Source organism: Larkinella punicea (genome assembly GCF_003334855.1).
Lineage (GTDB): Bacteria > Bacteroidota > Bacteroidia > Cytophagales > Spirosomataceae > Larkinella > Larkinella punicea.
Map to the genome: position 1 here is coordinate 134,902 of NZ_QOWE01000012.1, position 16,858 is coordinate 151,759.

Genomic DNA, 16,858 nt, shown 5'->3' on the forward strand with positions numbered 1-16,858 from the left:
CTGCCGACAACATGCTGGCCGGACACGGACGTCAGCCTGACAAGGCTCTGCGTGAAAAAATGGCCGCGTTTATTCAAAGTTTGTAAAGTATCGTTTACAGTTTGGAATTGCTGAAAAATACGTGGCAAGCACACATCGGCAATTATAAACCGTAAACGAAAAACCACGAACCAACTCCTGTCCGCCCATGGACAAAATCTGTCCGAAATCGTACAGAGCCTCTTCTTCAACACCATCCAAATCACTTCCAAAGGCACTTTTTCTTTCTGGCATCCTATTTGTTTTGCAAAATTACAACTAATCGTACGAACGGAGTAAGACCATGCGAAGATCCTTTCTGGGCGAGTTTGAAGAAATTGTCCTGCTGGTGGTGGCAGCCTGTCCGGCCGAAGCCTACGGCGTGACAATCTGGGAAGATGTCCAGCAGCAAACCGGAAGAACGATCACGATGAGTGCCGTTCATGCTACGTTGTACCGGCTGGAAGAAAAAGGCTTTCTGTCGTCGCTGATGGGGGGTGCCACCGCCGAACGGGGTGGGCGACGCAAGCGTTTTTTCGCACTGACAAACGCGGGAGTTCAGGCCTTGAACGACATTCAGGAAGTCCGTAGTCGGCTCTGGCAAGCCATTCCACCGGGGAAGTTTCAATTGATTGGCTTTAAAAATTAAGAGTGAAGAGTTAAGAGTTAAGAGTTGGCTGACGCTCTCACCCTTAACTCTTAACTCTTCATTCTTAACTCATAACTAACAACTTATGAAACACCTGACTCCGCCCCGCTGGGCCGACTGGCTGCTGGAACGCTTCGTTGCTCCTCATCTGCTGGAGGATGTGCAGGGCGATCTGCATGAAGTTTTTTACAAGCAAGCGGAGGATGCCGGTTTGGCCAATGCCCGGCGGTCGTTCGTCTGGGCGGTTTTGAATTACCTGAACCCGTTTTTTCTGAAGCGAAAACCCGAAGCATACTCCAAACCAACAAATACTACAATGATCCGTAACTATTTCAAAATTGCTTTTCGAAACCTGGTTCGCAACAAAACCTACACCGCGATCAATGTCTCAGGTCTGGCCCTCGGAATGACCTGCGGCATTCTGATTTTCATGCTGGTGAAATACCATCTGAGTTTCGATACATTCCACACCAATTCCGACCGGATTTACCGCTTCGTGACCGAGCAACACCGCGAAACGATCAGCTACCGCGCCAACGTTCCCAGCCCCCTCGGCAAAGTTTTTCGCAACGACTACACTTTTGGTGAGAAAGTAGCCCGCATTGCCACCGCCGAGGATGTGGTGCTGACGGTTAAAGAAGGTTCGGAAATCCGTAAGTTTAAGGAGAGCGAGGGCGTGGCATTCACTGAACCCGAATTCTTCGACATTTTCAATTATCCGCTGTTGAAAGGGGATCGGGAAACGGCCTTACTTGACCCTAATACCGCCATTCTGACGGAGAAAATGGCCCGAAAGCTCTTTGGCGCGGCCGATCCGATGAACAAACTGTTTCGGCTGGATAACAAGGTTGATTTCAGGGTTACGGGCGTTTTGAAAGATTTACCCATCACCACCGACCGCAAATCCGAAATCTACGTATCGTACAACACGCTGAAACAGTACAACGACTGGCTGGCCAGCGACGATGCCTGGGGCGGCATCAACAGCGCCATGCAATGTTTTGTCCGGCTCCGGCCCGGTGTTTCGCCCGATGAGGTCGAAAAATTTTTGCCCGCTTACGTGAAGAAATACCGCCCGACCAATAAAAACGTCCACCATTACAAGCTGCAACCGCTGGCCGATATACACTTCAACGCCCGGTATGGTGGGGTCATCACCAAAACCAATTTGTGGGTTCTGGGCTGTATTGGCCTGTTTCTGATTATTACGGCCTGCGTGAATTTCATCAATTTGGCCACGGCACAGGCTCTCAAGCGCTCCAAAGAAGTGGGCGTCCGGAAAGTGCTGGGCAGTTTTCGCGGGCAACTTTTCTGGCAGTTTATCTCCGAAACCGGTTTGATCACGACCGTAGCCGTTGGGTTGGCCTGCATTGCGTCCGCGTTACTGCTGCCTTTCATCAACGACTGGTTCAAAGTACAAATCGCCGTCAATCCCCTGGCCGACTGGCAGTTTATGCTGTTTCTTCCCCTGCTGACATTGGTCGTTACGTTCTTTGCCGGGTCGTATCCCGGACTGATTCTGGCCGATTTTCAGCCGGTTATGGCGCTCAAAGGAAAGCTTTCACAACAGAACATCGGCGGTTTTAACACCCGGCGTACGCTGATTGTGGGGCAATTTGCGATTTCGCAAGTGCTGATCATGGGCATGATTGTGATTACCAACCAGATGCGGTTTTCGACGCAATCCGATCTGGGGTTCAACAAAGACGCTGTTGTGATGCTGCCGGTGGCGACCGAATCGAACGTGCTGACGATGAAAACCCTGAAAAGCCAGTTTTCCCAGATTCCGGGCGTTCAAACCGTATCGGTTTGTCAGTCGGCTCCGGCTTCGAACTACAACGTCTGGAACACCTCGCCAAACTACGACAACCGGGCTGAAGATGAAGCCTTTAGTGTGAGTGTTAAAGCCGCCGACGAGCAGTACATCCCGATGTTTGGACTGAAAATCGTGGCGGGTCGCAACCTGTTTCCGTCCGACACGGCGAAGGAATTTATTGTCAATGAAATGTTTGCCCGCAAGCTGGGTCTGAAAGCTTCCGACGAAGTGATTGGGAAAGCCCTGAGTTTAAACGACGGCAATACCAAAGGGACGATTGTGGGGGTGATCGCCGATTTTCATGACCGGTCATTCCACGAGGACATCAACGCCATTTGCATCACGACAGCTCCGGATTTGTACGCGAGTTATGCCCTGAAAATCAATAGCGCCACCGTGCAACCCACGCTGGCTGCGTTGGAAAAAACGTGGAGCGACCGGCACCCGGACCAAGTCTACGACTATCAATTTCTGGATGAGCATATTGCCAATTTTTACGCAACCGAAGACCTCATGCTCAAGCTGATTCAGACTTTTGCTGCCATCGCCATTTTCATCGGCTGTCTGGGTCTCTACGGTTTGGTGTCGTTTATGGCTGCTCAGAAAACCAAGGAGATCGGGATTCGGAAAGTGCTGGGCAGCAGCATGGGCCAGATTCTCTGGATCTTTGCCAAAGAGTTTTCGCGTCTCATTCTGATCGCCTTCGTTGTAGCGGCTCCGGTGGCTTATTACGCGATGAACGCCTGGCTCAAAAACTTTATTTTCCGCGTCGATCTGGGCGTCGGGATCTTTATCTCCGCCATTGTTGGCACCTTTTTGATTGCGTTTATCACTGTCGGTTTTCAGTCTATCAAAGCCGCGTTGATGAATCCGGTCAAAGCCCTTCGTTCGGAGTAAGACTAACGGAATCGATATAGGAGTTTCCATAGCACTTGGTCCGTGCGCCCCAGGTTTGCAGCTTTTCTGTACCCTATTAACAAACCGCTGAATGAGAGATTGGCTCTGTTTGGCGGTTTGCTATTTTATGAAAACCCACAGGTCAATCAGACCAGGGGAAGGATTTGATCCTATTCGGGATTTGGGTATATTGCTCCATACAACAGCATATCCACATAAATACTATGCCTAAATACACGTCTCTTGAAATCTGTGCGGGTGCCGGCGGACAGGCTATCAGTTTAGAACAGGCTGGATTTGACCACGTTGCTCTGGTAGAAATTGAGCCATTGGCTTGTGAAACCTTAAAACTAAATTGCGCCCGGAATGGAATGTGATTTTGCAGAATTTAAGAGATTTTTCGGGGGCAATTTATAAAGGTCAAGTCGATCTTTTGGCTGGTGGAGTACCTTGTCCACCTTTCTCAATTGCGGGTCAACAATTGGGCAACCTTGACGAACGGGACTTATTCCCGGAAGCCATACGGATTGCTCAGGAATGCAACCCAAAAGCCATTATGCTGGAGAATGTCCGCGGTTTGTTGGACCCAAAATTTAAACTTTACCGACGTCAAATCCTTTCAGAGCTTCGTAGTTTAGGGTATTACTGTGAATGGCGGCTACTGAACTCATCCGATTATGGCGTATCGCAACTTCGCCCGAGAGCCATACTGGTTGGTTTAAAAGAGGAATACTATGAACACTTCCAATGGCCCACGGCTTCTTTTCAAAAACCGTTAACCATCGGTGAATTACTCTACGATCAAATGAGATCTGCGGGCTGGGAAGGTGCTGATGAGTGGAAAAAAGAAGCAAACGGCATTGCACCAACGCTGGTTGGAGGTTCTAAAAAGCACGGAGGAGCCGATTTGGGGCCAACCCGTGCCAAAAAAGCCTGGGCTTCGTTGGGAGTTGATGGAAAAGGTTTAGCCGATGCTCCACCTTCTCCTCTCTTTTCAGGCCAGCCTCGATTGACCTTACCAATGGCCGCACTCGTTCAGGGATTTCCACCGGATTGGCAATTTGCCGGCAAAAAGACACCTGCTTACCGCCAAGTCGGAAATGCCTTTCCTGCGCCCGTTGCCAAGGCAGTCGGTATGGCAATTATTGAAGCGCTCAGTTATGGAAAACAAAAAGAAGGAACCCGGCTCGAAAGAAAAACTCAGAGCATTTTTTCTGAATAACGTCGGTCGGGTTCTCGACTCCGAAACAATACGACAAGTAGCCAATTCAAGTGAGTGGGGAAGACGCGTTCGTGAGTTAAGAAACGAAGAAGGATTTGATATTTTGACCCACAAAGACCGAAGTGACTTAAAGCCGGGGCAATATATACTGATTAGTGCCGAAAGACGTGAAACTGCTTTTGAGCAATGAAGGAGCATCCAATTTAACGCTGGTACGTCCGGATGCCTTAAGTTTACTCATTCAGACTCGTCGTGCTCCCGGCAAAGTTCAGGTTGAGGTGATGAAATGGTTGATTCGTAAATTTCCTGGTCCAGCAAAAGAATTTCTGGAAAACCAAGTTTGATTTTTTCTTTTGACTAAATATCTATCCCCCTCCAAACGAAAAAACCGGCCCATCGCCGGTTTTTTCGTTGTTAAACTTCTTCTTCATGTAGTTCCTCGCTTTTGCGTTTAACCGGCTTTTCAGGCTCAGGCGACGGTTGGAGCGGCTGTGGGTGATCTTCGTACGCCGAATTATCCACGATTTTATACCGCGACAGGAACGAGTACATCGCCGGAATGACAAACAGGGTCAATACCAAAGAGAAAATAATTCCCCCCACAATAACGACGCCCAGCGGAATACGGCTTTTGGCTGCCGCCCCCAGGCCCAATGCAATTGGTAAAGCACCACAGGCCGTTACCAGACTGGTCATCAGGATGGGACGAAGCCGGAGGGCAGATGCTTCGATGGCCGCTTCAAACCGATCCATGCCCTCTTTGCGTTTTTCATTCGCGAACTCAACGATCAGGATACCGTTTTTCGTCACCAGACCGATGAGCATAATGATACCGATCTGCGAAAAGATATTCATCGTCTGATTAAACACATACAACGAAAGAACGGCCCCGGCAATGGCGAGCGGCACGGTCAGCATAATGATGAAGGGATCGGTGAAACTCTCGAACTGAGCCGCCAGAATGAGGTAAATCAACACCAATGCCAGCAGGAAGGCAAACAAGGTGTTCGATGAGCTTTCGGCATAATCGCGGGAAGATCCCGACAACTCAGTCTGGAACGTTTCATCGAGCGTTCGGGCCGCGATGGCATTCATCGCATCTACCCCATCGCCGATGGTTTTACCGGGCGCTAACCCGGCCGATACGGTGGCGGATTTAAACCGGTTATGGTGATACACCTGGGCCGGGCTGGATACCTCGGCAAATTTCACCAGATTGTCCAACTGAATCAGGTTGCCCGCATTGTTTCGAACATAAAACGAGGCCAGGTCAACTGGCTCATCGCGGTCGTCCCGCGCTACCTGACCAATCACCTGATACTGTTTTCCGTTCATCAGGAAGTACGCCAACCGACGGTTGCTCAGTGCCAACTGAAGGGTCTGGGCCACATCCTGTACGGTTACCCCCAAACTAGTGGCTTTCTCCCGGTCAATCGTAATGTTCAATTCCGGTTTATTGAATTTCAAATCGACGTCAAAACCCTGAAAAGTCGGATCTTTCTGTACTTCGTCCATAAACTTCGGCAGGTTTTGCTGAAGTTTATCAAAATTAAGGTTCTGGATCACAAACTGCACCGGCAACCCTCCCCCGCGTCGGCCAACCTGAATGGTCTGCTCCTGGGTCGCATTCATCCGGGCTTCACTGGAGCTTCTCAGGTACTTGCCCAGATAGTCCGTGATTTCCTGTTGTGACCGTTTGCGTTCACTCGGCTCAACCAGATTGAGCGATATAAAGCCGGAGTTGACCGCCCCTGCCGCCGAGTTACCCGGCGCAATGACGCTAAAGGTGTAGTTCAGTTCAGGAATCGAATCCATCACAAACTGGTTTACCCGTTCGGTAATCCGGGTCATGGCTTCGTAGCTGGTTCCTTCCGGCGCGGTAATGGGCACCCGGATGCGGCTGCGGTCTTCCATGGGCGCCAACTCGGACTTCAGCGAAGAGCCGATCCAGAAAATGATGCTTAAACAAATGCCGATGATGCCTACGGCCAGCCAGCGACGGCCCATAAAGCTCGTTAGGGACGACCGGTAACTCCGATCCAGCCATTGGTAGAACGGCTCGGTTTTCTGATAAAACCACGATCCTTTCCCCTGGTCTTTGCTCACCAGCAATACACTCAAAACCGGCGTCAGGGTCAGGGAAACAAAGGCTGAAATCAATACTGAACTCGCTACGACGACCCCAAATTCGCGGAACAGACGCCCGGTAAACCCTTCCAGGAAAATAACGGGTAGGAAAACGATGGACAAGGTGGCCGAGGTCGAAATAACCGCAAAGAAAATTTCTTCCGAACCTTCTTTTGCAGCCCGTTTCAACTCCATACCCTCTTCAATTTTCTTGAAGATATTTTCCGTGACCACAATCCCGTCATCTACCACCAGCCCCGTAGCCAGCACGATCCCAAGCAGCGTCAAAACGTTGATACTGAAACCCGAGATATACATGATAAAAAATGTCGCAATCAGCGAAACGGGAATATCGATCAACGGGCGAATGGAGATCAGCCAATCCCGGAAGAACAGATAAATAACGATGACCACCAGAATGAAGGAGAGGATGATGGTTTCGGCCACTTCTTCAATGGACTGCCGAATAAACTTCGTTTTGTCATCGCCATTCAAAAGCTGAATATCGGACGGCAGATCGCGCTTGATATCCTCCAAACGTTTGTAAAATTCATCCGCAACGGCCACATAGTTTGCGCCCGGTTGCGGAATCAGGGCCAGAATGGCTCCGGAAGCGTTGTTCTGTTTGGCGGCCGATTCTTCATTCTCCGGTCCCAGAACCGCATACCCGACATCTTTAAACCGAATAATCTGGTTGGCCGTTTGGCGAATGATCAGGTTGTTAAAATCGTCCTCAGTCGTTAACCGCCCTACCGCTTTCACCGTTAATTCGGTGTTATTGCCGTAGATTTTCCCACCGGGCAATTCAACATTCTGGCGGTTTAAGGCTTCCTGAATATCCTGCGCGGTCAATCGGTAAGCCGAAAGTTTGTGCGGATCGATCCAAAGCCGCATGGCCGATCTTTTCAGTCCGTATACCATCACCTGGCTAACCCCCGGAATGGTTTGCAGACGTTCCTGCAACACATTTTCAACATAATCCGACAACTGCATCGGATTTCGGGTTGTGCTTTGAACGGGCAGGAAGATGATTGGCTCCGAGTTGGCGTCGGCCTTGCTCACGACGGGTGGGGCATCGATGTCCTGCGGAAGCTGCCGCTGCGACTGGGCTACTTTATCCCGGACGTCATTGGCGGCCCGCTCGAGGTCGGCTCCCAATTCAAACTCGACGGTGATGTTACTGCTTCCAAGTGCGCTGGTCGACGAGATGGTCCGAATGCCTTCGATGCTGTTGAGCGATTTTTCAATCGGCTCGGTGATCTGGGATTCGATAATTTCCGGATTCGCTCCCACGTAGCTGGTTCGAACCGAGATAATCGGCGGATCGATAGCCGGGTATTCGCGAACGCCCAGAAATGTAAAGCCAATGACACCGAAAAGGATGATGACAATCGACATAACCATGGCGAAAACCGGTCGCCGAAGGCTTAATGAAGGTAGACTCATTGGTTTAGTTCGTTAATTCATACTCGCACTATTACCCGCTGCTGAACCTTGCTCCGGCTGCTTCTGACCCGTTAACCGGTCCACTTTAGCCACTTTTACCGGCGCTTCAGGTCGCAGGAAAATCAGGCCGGTTGTTGCCACCGTATCCCCCTTCTGCAAGCCCTGCGTTATTTCTACAACGCTGGCATTCCGCAATCCGATCTTCACATCTTTAAAAACCGCTTTTCCGTTTTCGATCACCACCACCTGGCTACCGCGCGTTTGCGGAATCACTGACTGACTTGGAACCACAAGTGCCTGGGCATTATTGATGACCAGACTCACTTTGGCGAACGTTCCGGGACGCAGGCTGGACGTATTGTTGGCTACCCGCGCCCGAATGCGCAGGTTCCGGGTGGCTTCCTCCACGCCGGGTTCGATGGCATACACCGATCCGTTAAACGTTTTGTCCAGACCGTCGACCTGAAACGAGATCACACTGCCCACTTTTACGGATGGGCTGTATTTCTCGGGAACCGAAAAATCGAGCTTCATCGAATTGGTCTGTTGCAACCTGGCAATCAGCGTATTCGGACTTACCACCGCTCCTAAACTCACATTCCGTAAACCAATGGTTCCGGAAAAAGGTGCCCGGATTTCGGTCCGGCGAAGCGCTGCTTTCGTCACCTCAATGTCGGCCAGCGTTCCTTTCAGGTTCGTCACAATAATGTCATATTCCTGCTGGCTGATACCGCCCCGTTCCAGCAGTTGCTTGTTCCGTTCTTCGATGCGCCGGTTGTTTTCTTCGAGCGATCTCAGCTTCAGCAATTGAGCCTGTAAATCACCGTCATACAGTTTCACCAACAACGTACCCTGCTTAACGGCCCGTCCCTCCTGAATGTTCAATTCAACAATTCTTCCCGAGATTTCGGGATAGATGTCCACCTGCTCGGAAGCCAGCAGGGAGCCTGTAGCCACCACTTCGTCTTTCAGATTTTGGGAAGTAACCACATACACATTGACCGCCGTCGGGCCACTACCGCCTGCCCGGCCGCCACCGGCCTGTCCGGAGGGAGCACCTCCCCGACCACCACCGGCTGCTTCGCCCGGTTGCTTTTTAGAAGACTTATTGTAATAAATGATGCCACCAACCACCAGCACCACCAAAATAATAGCAATCCACCTTTTCACAGAGATAGTATGTTGAAGCGGACGCGGTATTGCGCCCATTGAGAAAGTTGCATCAAACCGTGTGCCTACTGTCGGAATCTGATTTTTCAGCTAACTTAGCACCGAAATTACTCCATTACAACAAGCCATGACAGTTGAAGAATACATTAATCGACAAACACCCGAAATTCATCGCCTATTAGACCAAATACGTCGATTAATCCTGGAAGCGTCCCCCAAAGTTCAGGAAAAAATGAGTTGGGGCGTGCCCTTTTATTTCCACAAAGGCCATTTGTGTTACCTCAATCCGCTCCGAACACCGGAGGTCGCCGTCGACCTTTGTTTCCTGAGAGGCTATGAATTAGCCAACGAACAGGGTGCGCTGGAAGGCCGTGGACGCCGAACGGTCAAGTCACTGATTGTGCAGGCTGAAACCATAAATGAAGACCTGATTCGGGAATTGTTGCAGGAAGCGATTCTACTCAATGAAACCTCGAAGGAAAAACCGGCCATCTTTCATAAAAAGAGAGGGTGATTTTGCCAGAGCCGGGGATTGCACCCCGGCCACGCACGAGCCGGATCATACATCGATACGTCGGTGCTGGACCGGAGGGGCATCCCTGCCACGCACGAGCCGGATACTATATTGCTGCTGGACCGGAGGGGCATCCCTGCCACGCACGAGCCGGATACTATATTGCTGCCGGACCGGGGGTTACACCCCCGGTTGTCCGTACCTAACACCTTCGGTGTTACCAGTAAGCCCCCTATCGTTCACAACCCTTAGAGGGTTGAGTATGGATTACCGGGGGTGCAACCCTCGGCTTCGGCATCGGCATCAACCACGCCCGAGCCGAATCATACGTAGGTGCAGCGCCAGGTTCAGTTACCGCCCACACAATTTCCGATAGTCACACCATTCGCAAATCTTTTTGTCGCTGGTTTTCTGGAAAGGCTGGCCGGGGTCGAACAAATCCGTGATGATTTTGCGGAGGTGAACTTCCGTTTGGACCACAAATTCTTCGGGCGTACCGAGATAAAGTTTGTTCTCCATAAAACCGCCCTCCATGTTGCGGAATGAGTAAAAACCGGCCACCACGCGGGTGTTTGTGCCGTCGATCCACTCGTTGCCAAACTGCAATCCCTTGTTTTGCAGCATTTTCTTATACACCAGATACTGATACAGCCACAACTGCCGGGCCTTGTCCTTCTGGGCGTCGGTCAGCAGGAGTTCCATGGTTTTGACGTCGGCATCCCGGGCTTCGATTTTCCCGGTTTTGTAATCGGCTACCCGAATTAATACGGTACCATCGGGTTGTCGAAGCCGCTCGACCCGGTCGATTTTTCCGGCAATCCGGATGCGCAAGGGACCGATGGCGGTTTCGACCTCCAGCTCCGTATCCCACTCTTCTTCCGTTTGCAACACCTCCAGATTTTTTCCATAGCGCTCCACCTGCAGGGCATTAAACCGCACCATCAGGTCTTCCGCCACCTTGTAGAGCAGGCGATTCATGCCCGACTCGGTCACGCGGTTCACAAACGCTTCTTCGTATTTCAGCTTCAATTTTTCGACAACCCGTTCCGTCGTCACCTCCGCTCCCACCATGCGGTATTCCTGATCGAGAGCTTCCAGCGTGTTGTGAATCCACTGCCCGAATTCGGCGGCATCCATCTCATCGCTGACCTCATCGTCTTCCTGCATGCTGATCACCCGGCTGAAATAATACTTGAGCGAACAGCTCATGAAATTATTCAGCGAGGTGGGGTACATTCCACCGAAAACCCGGTTTTTGGCGGAACTGAATTTCCCCATCAAGTCCTCCCGCAGTTTCGCCAGAATCGCGTCGCTTTTCGGAATTTCGAGCGCATCGTAAGGTAACAAAGCCGACTTTTGATCGGCCGCCTTGCCAAATCGCACGCTGGGGTAGCTGATGGTCACATTGCCCCCGGAAGCCGGAACCAGTTCGTGTTCAAGTTGTCGGATAAACCGGCTTTTCTCGCCCTTGCTGGTCCCATAAGCGTCGGCCGAAGTAACATAGAGCAGCGAGACTTTTTTGGCCCGTTGCAACAGCCGGTAGAAGTGGTATGACATCACCGATTCCTGATCCTGATAAGTCGGCAAACCAACTTCCACGCAGGCATCGAACGGAATGAGGGAATTCAGTTTCCGCGATTGGGGTAAAACTCCCTCGTTCACCGACAAAATAATCAGGTGCTCAAAATCCAGCGCCCGGGTTTCGAGCATTCCCATCACCTGCAAAGCACTGCCCCCCTCGCTTTCAAACGGGATGCTGGTTTGGCGGATCAGTTCATACAGAAACTGCTTCAAACTCTTGATTGTCACCAGTTCATTCCGCTGTTCGCGTTCGAGCGTGGTTTCCAACTGGCGAAGCAGATTCTGAAATAAATACAGATACTCGGTTTCGATGGCGTCCTGCTGCTCGGTGTACACATCCCGCAGCACCTCGATCAACGCATAAAACTGGTGAATGACCACCAGCGGTTTATCGTCCGGCCAACGGCGGAACAATACCTGAAACAGCGGGCTGTTTTCGCCCATCGCCAGCAACTGCTTTTCGTCCAGATACACCAGATTGTCCGTCGTAATGGTGTTGATAGCCTTTTGAACCACGCGGTTTGGCGACCCCGCCGACGATTTCAAACCCGACAATTCATACTGCCGGATAAACGGGTGATTGAGAACCTTGACAACGTGCCGGTGATTGAATTTGGGAATATAGATCGTGCCGCTGCCGTCTTTCTTCTGAAAAGCCGCCACGGTTCGCTGCATTTCGAACAGGGCATCGACCAGCGTAAACAGGTGCGAATTCTGCAACGAAAGCCCCATCGTCACGTTCAGATCCGTTACCGAGCCACCCATCGAATACAAAACCGGTAACAACAAGGTTTCGTCACCCAGAATCAAGGCCGTGGTGCCGGCATCGGTTTCAGAATCGGCATGTTGCCGGTAGAGCTGGCTGGCAACTTTGGCCTGCATGCTGGCATTCGGAACGCCGATCACCTGAATGTGTTTGAGCGTTTCGGTCAGCCCGTTTTCTTCCCAGGTCCAGGGGCCGCTCCAGCCGTCCCGTTTGTAGTTCCGCAGCATCTTCCCGGCTTCCTGCCGCTTCGACTGCATGTAATACGCGTCCGTGTCCCAGAGCATTTCGGCTTTCTGCGCCTTCAGGAGTGTTTTTACAATCTGCTCTTCCGACCGGCTCAGGGCGTTGAACCCCACGAAATACAGTTTTTCATAGGCCGGATTGTCGCGCACCAGGTCTTCCACCTGATTCGCCAGTAAGCGGTAGGCCATGCCCCGATACGCCCAGCCTTTCGACAAAAGCCGCTCGTGCAGAGCCTCGTAGGCGGTTTGCAGGTTTTCGAAGAGTTTAAAATACCGCTGCGTTCCGACGGTTTCGAGTTTGGCTCCCGCCCGGCCGTCGGGCAGTTCGAGTCGCCAGCGTTCAAGGGCTTTGGCCGCCGTCATGTAGCTAAACAGCTCGGAGGGCGAAATCATGTACTGATCGATGCGGTCGAAATCCGTGAGCAAAATGCTCGCCCAGTTCAAAAACCGCCCGAATTCCAGCGTGTCGTCAATTTCTTTGAAGACTTCGAACAGTTCGAACAACAGACTGACCGGGTCGATTTGCAGAACGCCCGCACTCTGCATGATGAAGTCGTCGACGGCCAGCACGTGGGGTGACAGAAACGGCGTGTCGGATTGCTGGCTAAGGTGTTGCTGAAAGGTGGTAACCGCCCGGCGTGTCGGCACAATCACCCACACGTCGTCCATCCGCGTTTGATGGTTCCGGAAGATGTGATGGGCCACTTGACTTAAGAATGACATGTACTTTTTCCGGATAAAACCGACGGTTGTTTATCCAGGCTGTTCATTAGGTGATATTCAAAAATACGCCAAAAAAGACGGCTTTCCAACCCGGTCAGTGAAACCGGTCGGCGCGGACTTCCAGCGTTTTCATGATCCCGGCTTCGGTTTCCAGCAGTTCTTTCCAGCGTTTCCGGACTTTCTCTTTCGGATTGTATGCTTCGGCCAGTTCGATAAAATTCCGGTAATGCCCGGCTTCCGAAATCATCAACTCGCGGTAAAATTTTTGCAGGTATTCGTCGGTCAGGTTTTCCGACAACAGCTTGAACCGTTCGGCACTGCGGGCTTCGATCAGGGCATTCAACAACAGCTTTTCCATCAACTGCTCGTTGCGGTCGCCCGGTTTGCGCAGAACCTGCAGCAACTGGTTGACATACTCGTCCTTACGCGGTTTTCCCAGTGGGATATTCCGCTTGCGAAGTTCTTTCAGAACCCGCTGAAAATGACCCCATTCTTCAGCCACCACGGGCGTCAGCACCTCCACCAGCTTTTCATGTTCGGGAAACTGAACGATCAGCGAGATGCAGGACGATGCGGCTTTCTGTTCGCAAAAGGCGTGATCGATCAGGATATCGCCGAGGTTCATTCGGGCAATATCGACCCAGCGCGGATCGGTAGGAAGTTCCAGGCCAAGAGTCGTTATCACAGCTCAATCAGTTTTTCCAGTTCCCGGTCCCACCGATACGGTGAATCAGGTGTCTGGTAATAACCGCCCAGCCAGCGTTCCACCGGGTTGAGCACCCGGCGTCCGGCAATGACATCAGCACCGGCTTCGGTCAGGCTGACGCCCGCTTCGGTATATTCCCACAGTTTTCCGTTCAGTTGGCGGATGGTTTCTCCCACGCTCAGGTCGGTAATGCCATAGTCACGGTCCTGCTGCAAAAACCGCCCGATCAGGCTGGCTTCCGGCATTGGCCCTTCCATCAGCGTGGCGGTCAGCATATGTTCAATCAGATTCAGGTTGTTTTCGGTAAACGGAAAACGCTGTAGATGCAGAATCAAAGCGTTTCGCAAAAACCGCAACCGGCCAAAATCGGCACCCAGAAGTTGCTGAAGGGCCAGCGGCTCCGGGCTGGCGTAGGCATTCCAAACCGCTCCGGCCACTTCCAGATCGTGACGGGTCAACGCTTCGGCCTGTAAAAACAAGGTCGCCAACTGGGCTCCGTTCAGTTGCCCCATGCCTTTGAAAAACGGCTCTCCCGGAAAGGAATCGACCGAAACCTGTTTGATTTTAGTTGTTCCCAAGGGTCGCTGAACCAGTTGTGCCAGCAGAAAAACCAGGTTGATCTGGCAGAATAAATCGTGCTCGAACCAGAGATAAATCTCATCGTAGTCGGTCGGAACCGCCAGTTTTTCAAACGCCTGCACCACCCGCTGGTCGTAATCGGAAGGCTCGTCATCCGTCACGTTGTGCCAGGCCTTGCGAATGCGCCAAAGTTCGTAAACCGATTGAACATCCGCATTCACCGGCCCCTCCGACATCGCTTCCCGCCAGACCATCAGATCCGTTTGATCGGCATTTCCCAGGATATTCGATTTGGTGAAGGCTTCGGCGGTTGCGTCGCCGTTGAGGATGTGTAATACTTTCATAGTCAGGACTTAGTCGAATAATAACCAATGAACACCAAAGGAAAAAGACCGGTTGATGGTCCGGAAATACGGCGCACTGTAATACGTCTGGTCGAGCAGGCCCTGGTTGGCGTGCGCCAGTTTCAAAAAAAGCCGGACCCGGTTGATCCGTAAATTGGCATACGGCTCGGCCATGATGTAATCGCCCAGTTTGGTCTCGTTCTGCAAATGATACTGCTGGGTGACTGGCATATACTGGTCGGCATAATACGCAGATTTGTAATGAAACTGAACCCCCGCCAGCACATACAATTTCTTGAATAATAAAAAGTTGTACTCAAACCGGGCATTCGCCAGCAAAGTCGGTATCCGCAGCACGTCGTCGTTCGACACCAGCGTGTAGTAGCCCTGCCCCGCCATCGTAAACCTGCCCGCCCGGAACTGCCAGCTCAAACTCGTCTGCAGAATGCTGAACGCGCTTGAAAGCTGTTGCGGGACCGCTGCCGTATCGAAATAAATATAATTTGTCAGCAAATAATAATCCATTCCGGGACTCAGAATCAGCTTTCCCAGCTTCAGATTCAATTGTCCATAGGCGTGTTGGGTACCGCGTAAATCAAACCGGGTTGCCAATCTTCCTTCATGGTCCCACTGGTAGATATTGCTCGTATACCGGTTTTGGAGCAACGTTGGCGAGGCAAAGACACTTTCGTACCCGGCAGTCAGCAAGCGGCTTTCCAGACGCCCCTGAAGCCGGAAATCGCGGCCTAATAAATACTCCACCTCAGCCGTCACCCGCGTCAGGCTGTCCGGGAAATAGTAGCCCAGCCAACCGCCCACAAACGTTTCGAGCCGACTGCTTTTGTAGCTCGAATCCGGCACGAGCCGCCCGATGTTGAAGCGGTTCTCCAGGCTGTAATACCGGTTTCGGAGCCAGGCACGGTAGTTGAAAGCCGATCCGCGCGCCGAAAACTGGCCTTTTATCCCGATCTGATTCTCCAGCAGTCTAAATAGCGTCGTTTGCCGGGTTTCCAGATTGTCGAAATAATAGCGGGGGTAAAACGGTTTCCGGGACAGATTCGACGAGTCGGGTGGCAACAAATTGTCGGTTATGTCCGTGTCGGTAAACCGGTAACTTTGGGCGCGAAAATCAACGATGTTGTAAAGCTGAAAAGCCGTGTCCAGAACGTACTGGTGATACAGATGGAGGTCGTTGCGGATTTCGCGGGAGTTGGCTGTCGACAAAACAGGTCTTAGCTCCAGGTCTGGATTGGCAGCATTGGATGTACCCGAATCCGGTTCAATCACCCCACCCTGATCAAGCGAACGGTGGTTGAGGTTGTTGTAATGCGCCAGCAAGGTATACTTGCCGTTTTTGGACCGGTAATTGGAATGCACGACAAAATTCCAGTTTTCGGCCAGGCGCTGGGTGCCGGACGAAACGGCGGTGGTTCCCCCAAACTGCACATCCGACGTCATGCGCTGCAAATTGAAACCGAGGTTCCAGCGTTCGCTGATGTTTTGCGTGAAGTCGAAATTCACGATATTTTGCCCCCTTCCCCCCAGCACCAGATACATGTTTGTGTAGGGCGATCGCGTGTCGAAATACCGGATGTTCTGGGTCTGATACCCGTATAATCCGTAGGCGCTCAAACCGGTTTGGGAGCCAATGGCGGGCGTCTGGTAAAAAACCGACCGCAGGGCCGTTCCCAGATTTCCCAAATCCGTGTAGAGGTTGTCGTAACGATCAATGTAACTGGTTCGGTGTACACCTTCCAGCGTGGTATCGATGGTAATCAGGGCTTTGCGGTTATTCAGAACGTCGCTTTCCAGGAAAAAGCGGGTCGTTTTGGGTCCATAAATGAGTTTGGTGGAGTCGTCGAGAATGGCCCCTCCCGCGCTGGCCCCCGACCCTCCCGTTGTGGTCGGCTGTCCCCCGGTCCGGTTGCCGCCCTGCGGAAAGTTCGGAAGGCGCGTAGGCAACTGCGCCCAGGCCGGAGAGGTAAACCATAACAGCAGGATACTTACACGCAGTAAAAAAAGTCGGGTCATATGGTCTGAACTGGAATTCCGCCAATT

Annotated in this window: 14 protein-coding genes; 7 read left to right on the top strand and 7 right to left on the bottom strand. The window is 51.8% G+C overall.

Features of this window, described 5'->3' with window-relative positions; translation table 11 throughout:
* Positions 1 to 69: 69 nt before the first annotated feature.
* Positions 70 to 273, bottom strand: a complete 204-nt coding sequence (locus DUE52_RS32115) for a hypothetical protein (RefSeq protein ID WP_133299854.1) — start codon at positions 271 to 273, stop codon at positions 70 to 72.
* Positions 274 to 322: 49 nt separating this feature from the next.
* On the opposite strand from DUE52_RS32115, the gene DUE52_RS15945 reads away from it, so the two are divergent.
* From DUE52_RS15945 to DUE52_RS32650, 6 genes are all read left to right on the top strand, one after another.
* Positions 323 to 667 (top strand): PadR family transcriptional regulator, encoded by a 345-nt coding sequence (locus DUE52_RS15945; RefSeq protein ID WP_114407024.1) that lies wholly within the window; start codon positions 323 to 325, stop codon positions 665 to 667.
* A gap of 85 nt (positions 668 to 752) precedes the next feature.
* Positions 753 to 3,380 carry an ABC transporter permease gene (locus DUE52_RS15950; RefSeq protein WP_222930286.1) on the top strand — a complete coding sequence of 876 codons (2,628 nt, stop codon included), beginning with the start codon at positions 753 to 755 and terminating at the stop codon, positions 3,378 to 3,380.
* Positions 3,381 to 3,604: 224 nt separating this feature from the next.
* The gene (locus tag DUE52_RS33090; protein WP_222930287.1) at positions 3,605 to 3,757 is read left to right on the top strand and encodes a DNA cytosine methyltransferase; all 153 of its coding nucleotides are present in this window, start codon (positions 3,605 to 3,607) and stop codon (positions 3,755 to 3,757) included.
* Entirely contained in the window at positions 3,736 to 4,602 is an 867-nt protein-coding gene (locus DUE52_RS15955) for a DNA cytosine methyltransferase (protein WP_222930288.1), read from the top strand. The genes DUE52_RS33090 and DUE52_RS15955 overlap by 22 nt, the downstream gene beginning before the upstream one ends.
* Positions 4,541 to 4,792: a KpnI family restriction enzyme N-terminal domain-containing protein gene (locus DUE52_RS33215; RefSeq protein WP_510186373.1), complete on the top strand. Its 252-nt coding sequence runs from the start codon at positions 4,541 to 4,543 to the stop codon at positions 4,790 to 4,792. The genes DUE52_RS15955 and DUE52_RS33215 overlap by 62 nt, the downstream gene beginning before the upstream one ends.
* Positions 4,770 to 4,946, top strand: a complete 177-nt coding sequence (locus DUE52_RS32650) for a hypothetical protein (protein WP_222930289.1) — start codon at positions 4,770 to 4,772, stop codon at positions 4,944 to 4,946. The genes DUE52_RS33215 and DUE52_RS32650 overlap by 23 nt, the downstream gene beginning before the upstream one ends.
* A 70-nt stretch (positions 4,947 to 5,016) precedes the next feature.
* Here the strand turns inward: DUE52_RS32650 and DUE52_RS15965 are convergent, their stop codons facing one another.
* The gene (locus DUE52_RS15965; protein ID WP_114407025.1) at positions 5,017 to 8,175 is read right to left on the bottom strand and encodes an efflux RND transporter permease subunit; all 3,159 of its coding nucleotides are present in this window, start codon (positions 8,173 to 8,175) and stop codon (positions 5,017 to 5,019) included.
* 12 nt (positions 8,176 to 8,187) lie between these two features.
* The gene (locus DUE52_RS15970) at positions 8,188 to 9,345 is read right to left on the bottom strand and encodes an efflux RND transporter periplasmic adaptor subunit (RefSeq protein WP_114407026.1); all 1,158 of its coding nucleotides are present in this window, start codon (positions 9,343 to 9,345) and stop codon (positions 8,188 to 8,190) included.
* A 127-nt stretch (positions 9,346 to 9,472) separates the two neighbouring features.
* On the opposite strand from DUE52_RS15970, the gene DUE52_RS15975 reads away from it, so the two are divergent.
* Entirely contained in the window at positions 9,473 to 9,859 is a 387-nt protein-coding gene (locus DUE52_RS15975) for a DUF1801 domain-containing protein (RefSeq protein ID WP_114407027.1), read from the top strand.
* A gap of 351 nt (positions 9,860 to 10,210) precedes the next feature.
* On the opposite strand, the gene DUE52_RS15980 is transcribed toward DUE52_RS15975, so the two are convergent.
* The 4 genes from DUE52_RS15980 to DUE52_RS15995 form a co-directional block, all read right to left on the bottom strand.
* Positions 10,211 to 13,171 carry a PD-(D/E)XK nuclease family protein gene (locus DUE52_RS15980; RefSeq protein WP_114407028.1) on the bottom strand — a complete coding sequence of 987 codons (2,961 nt, stop codon included), beginning with the start codon at positions 13,169 to 13,171 and terminating at the stop codon, positions 10,211 to 10,213.
* 94 nt (positions 13,172 to 13,265) lie between these two features.
* Positions 13,266 to 13,853, bottom strand: a complete 588-nt coding sequence (locus DUE52_RS15985; RefSeq protein WP_114407100.1) for a MiaE family protein — start codon at positions 13,851 to 13,853, stop codon at positions 13,266 to 13,268.
* Entirely contained in the window at positions 13,853 to 14,800 is a 948-nt protein-coding gene (locus tag DUE52_RS15990; protein WP_114407029.1) for a DUF1835 domain-containing protein, read from the bottom strand. Before DUE52_RS15990 ends, DUE52_RS15985 begins: the two co-directional genes overlap by 1 nt.
* Positions 14,801 to 14,809: 9 nt before the next feature.
* Complete coding sequence (locus DUE52_RS15995) at positions 14,810 to 16,831, bottom strand: putative porin (protein WP_114407030.1); 2,022 nt, start codon at positions 16,829 to 16,831, stop codon at positions 14,810 to 14,812.
* Between the last annotated feature and the right edge of the window lie 27 nt (positions 16,832 to 16,858).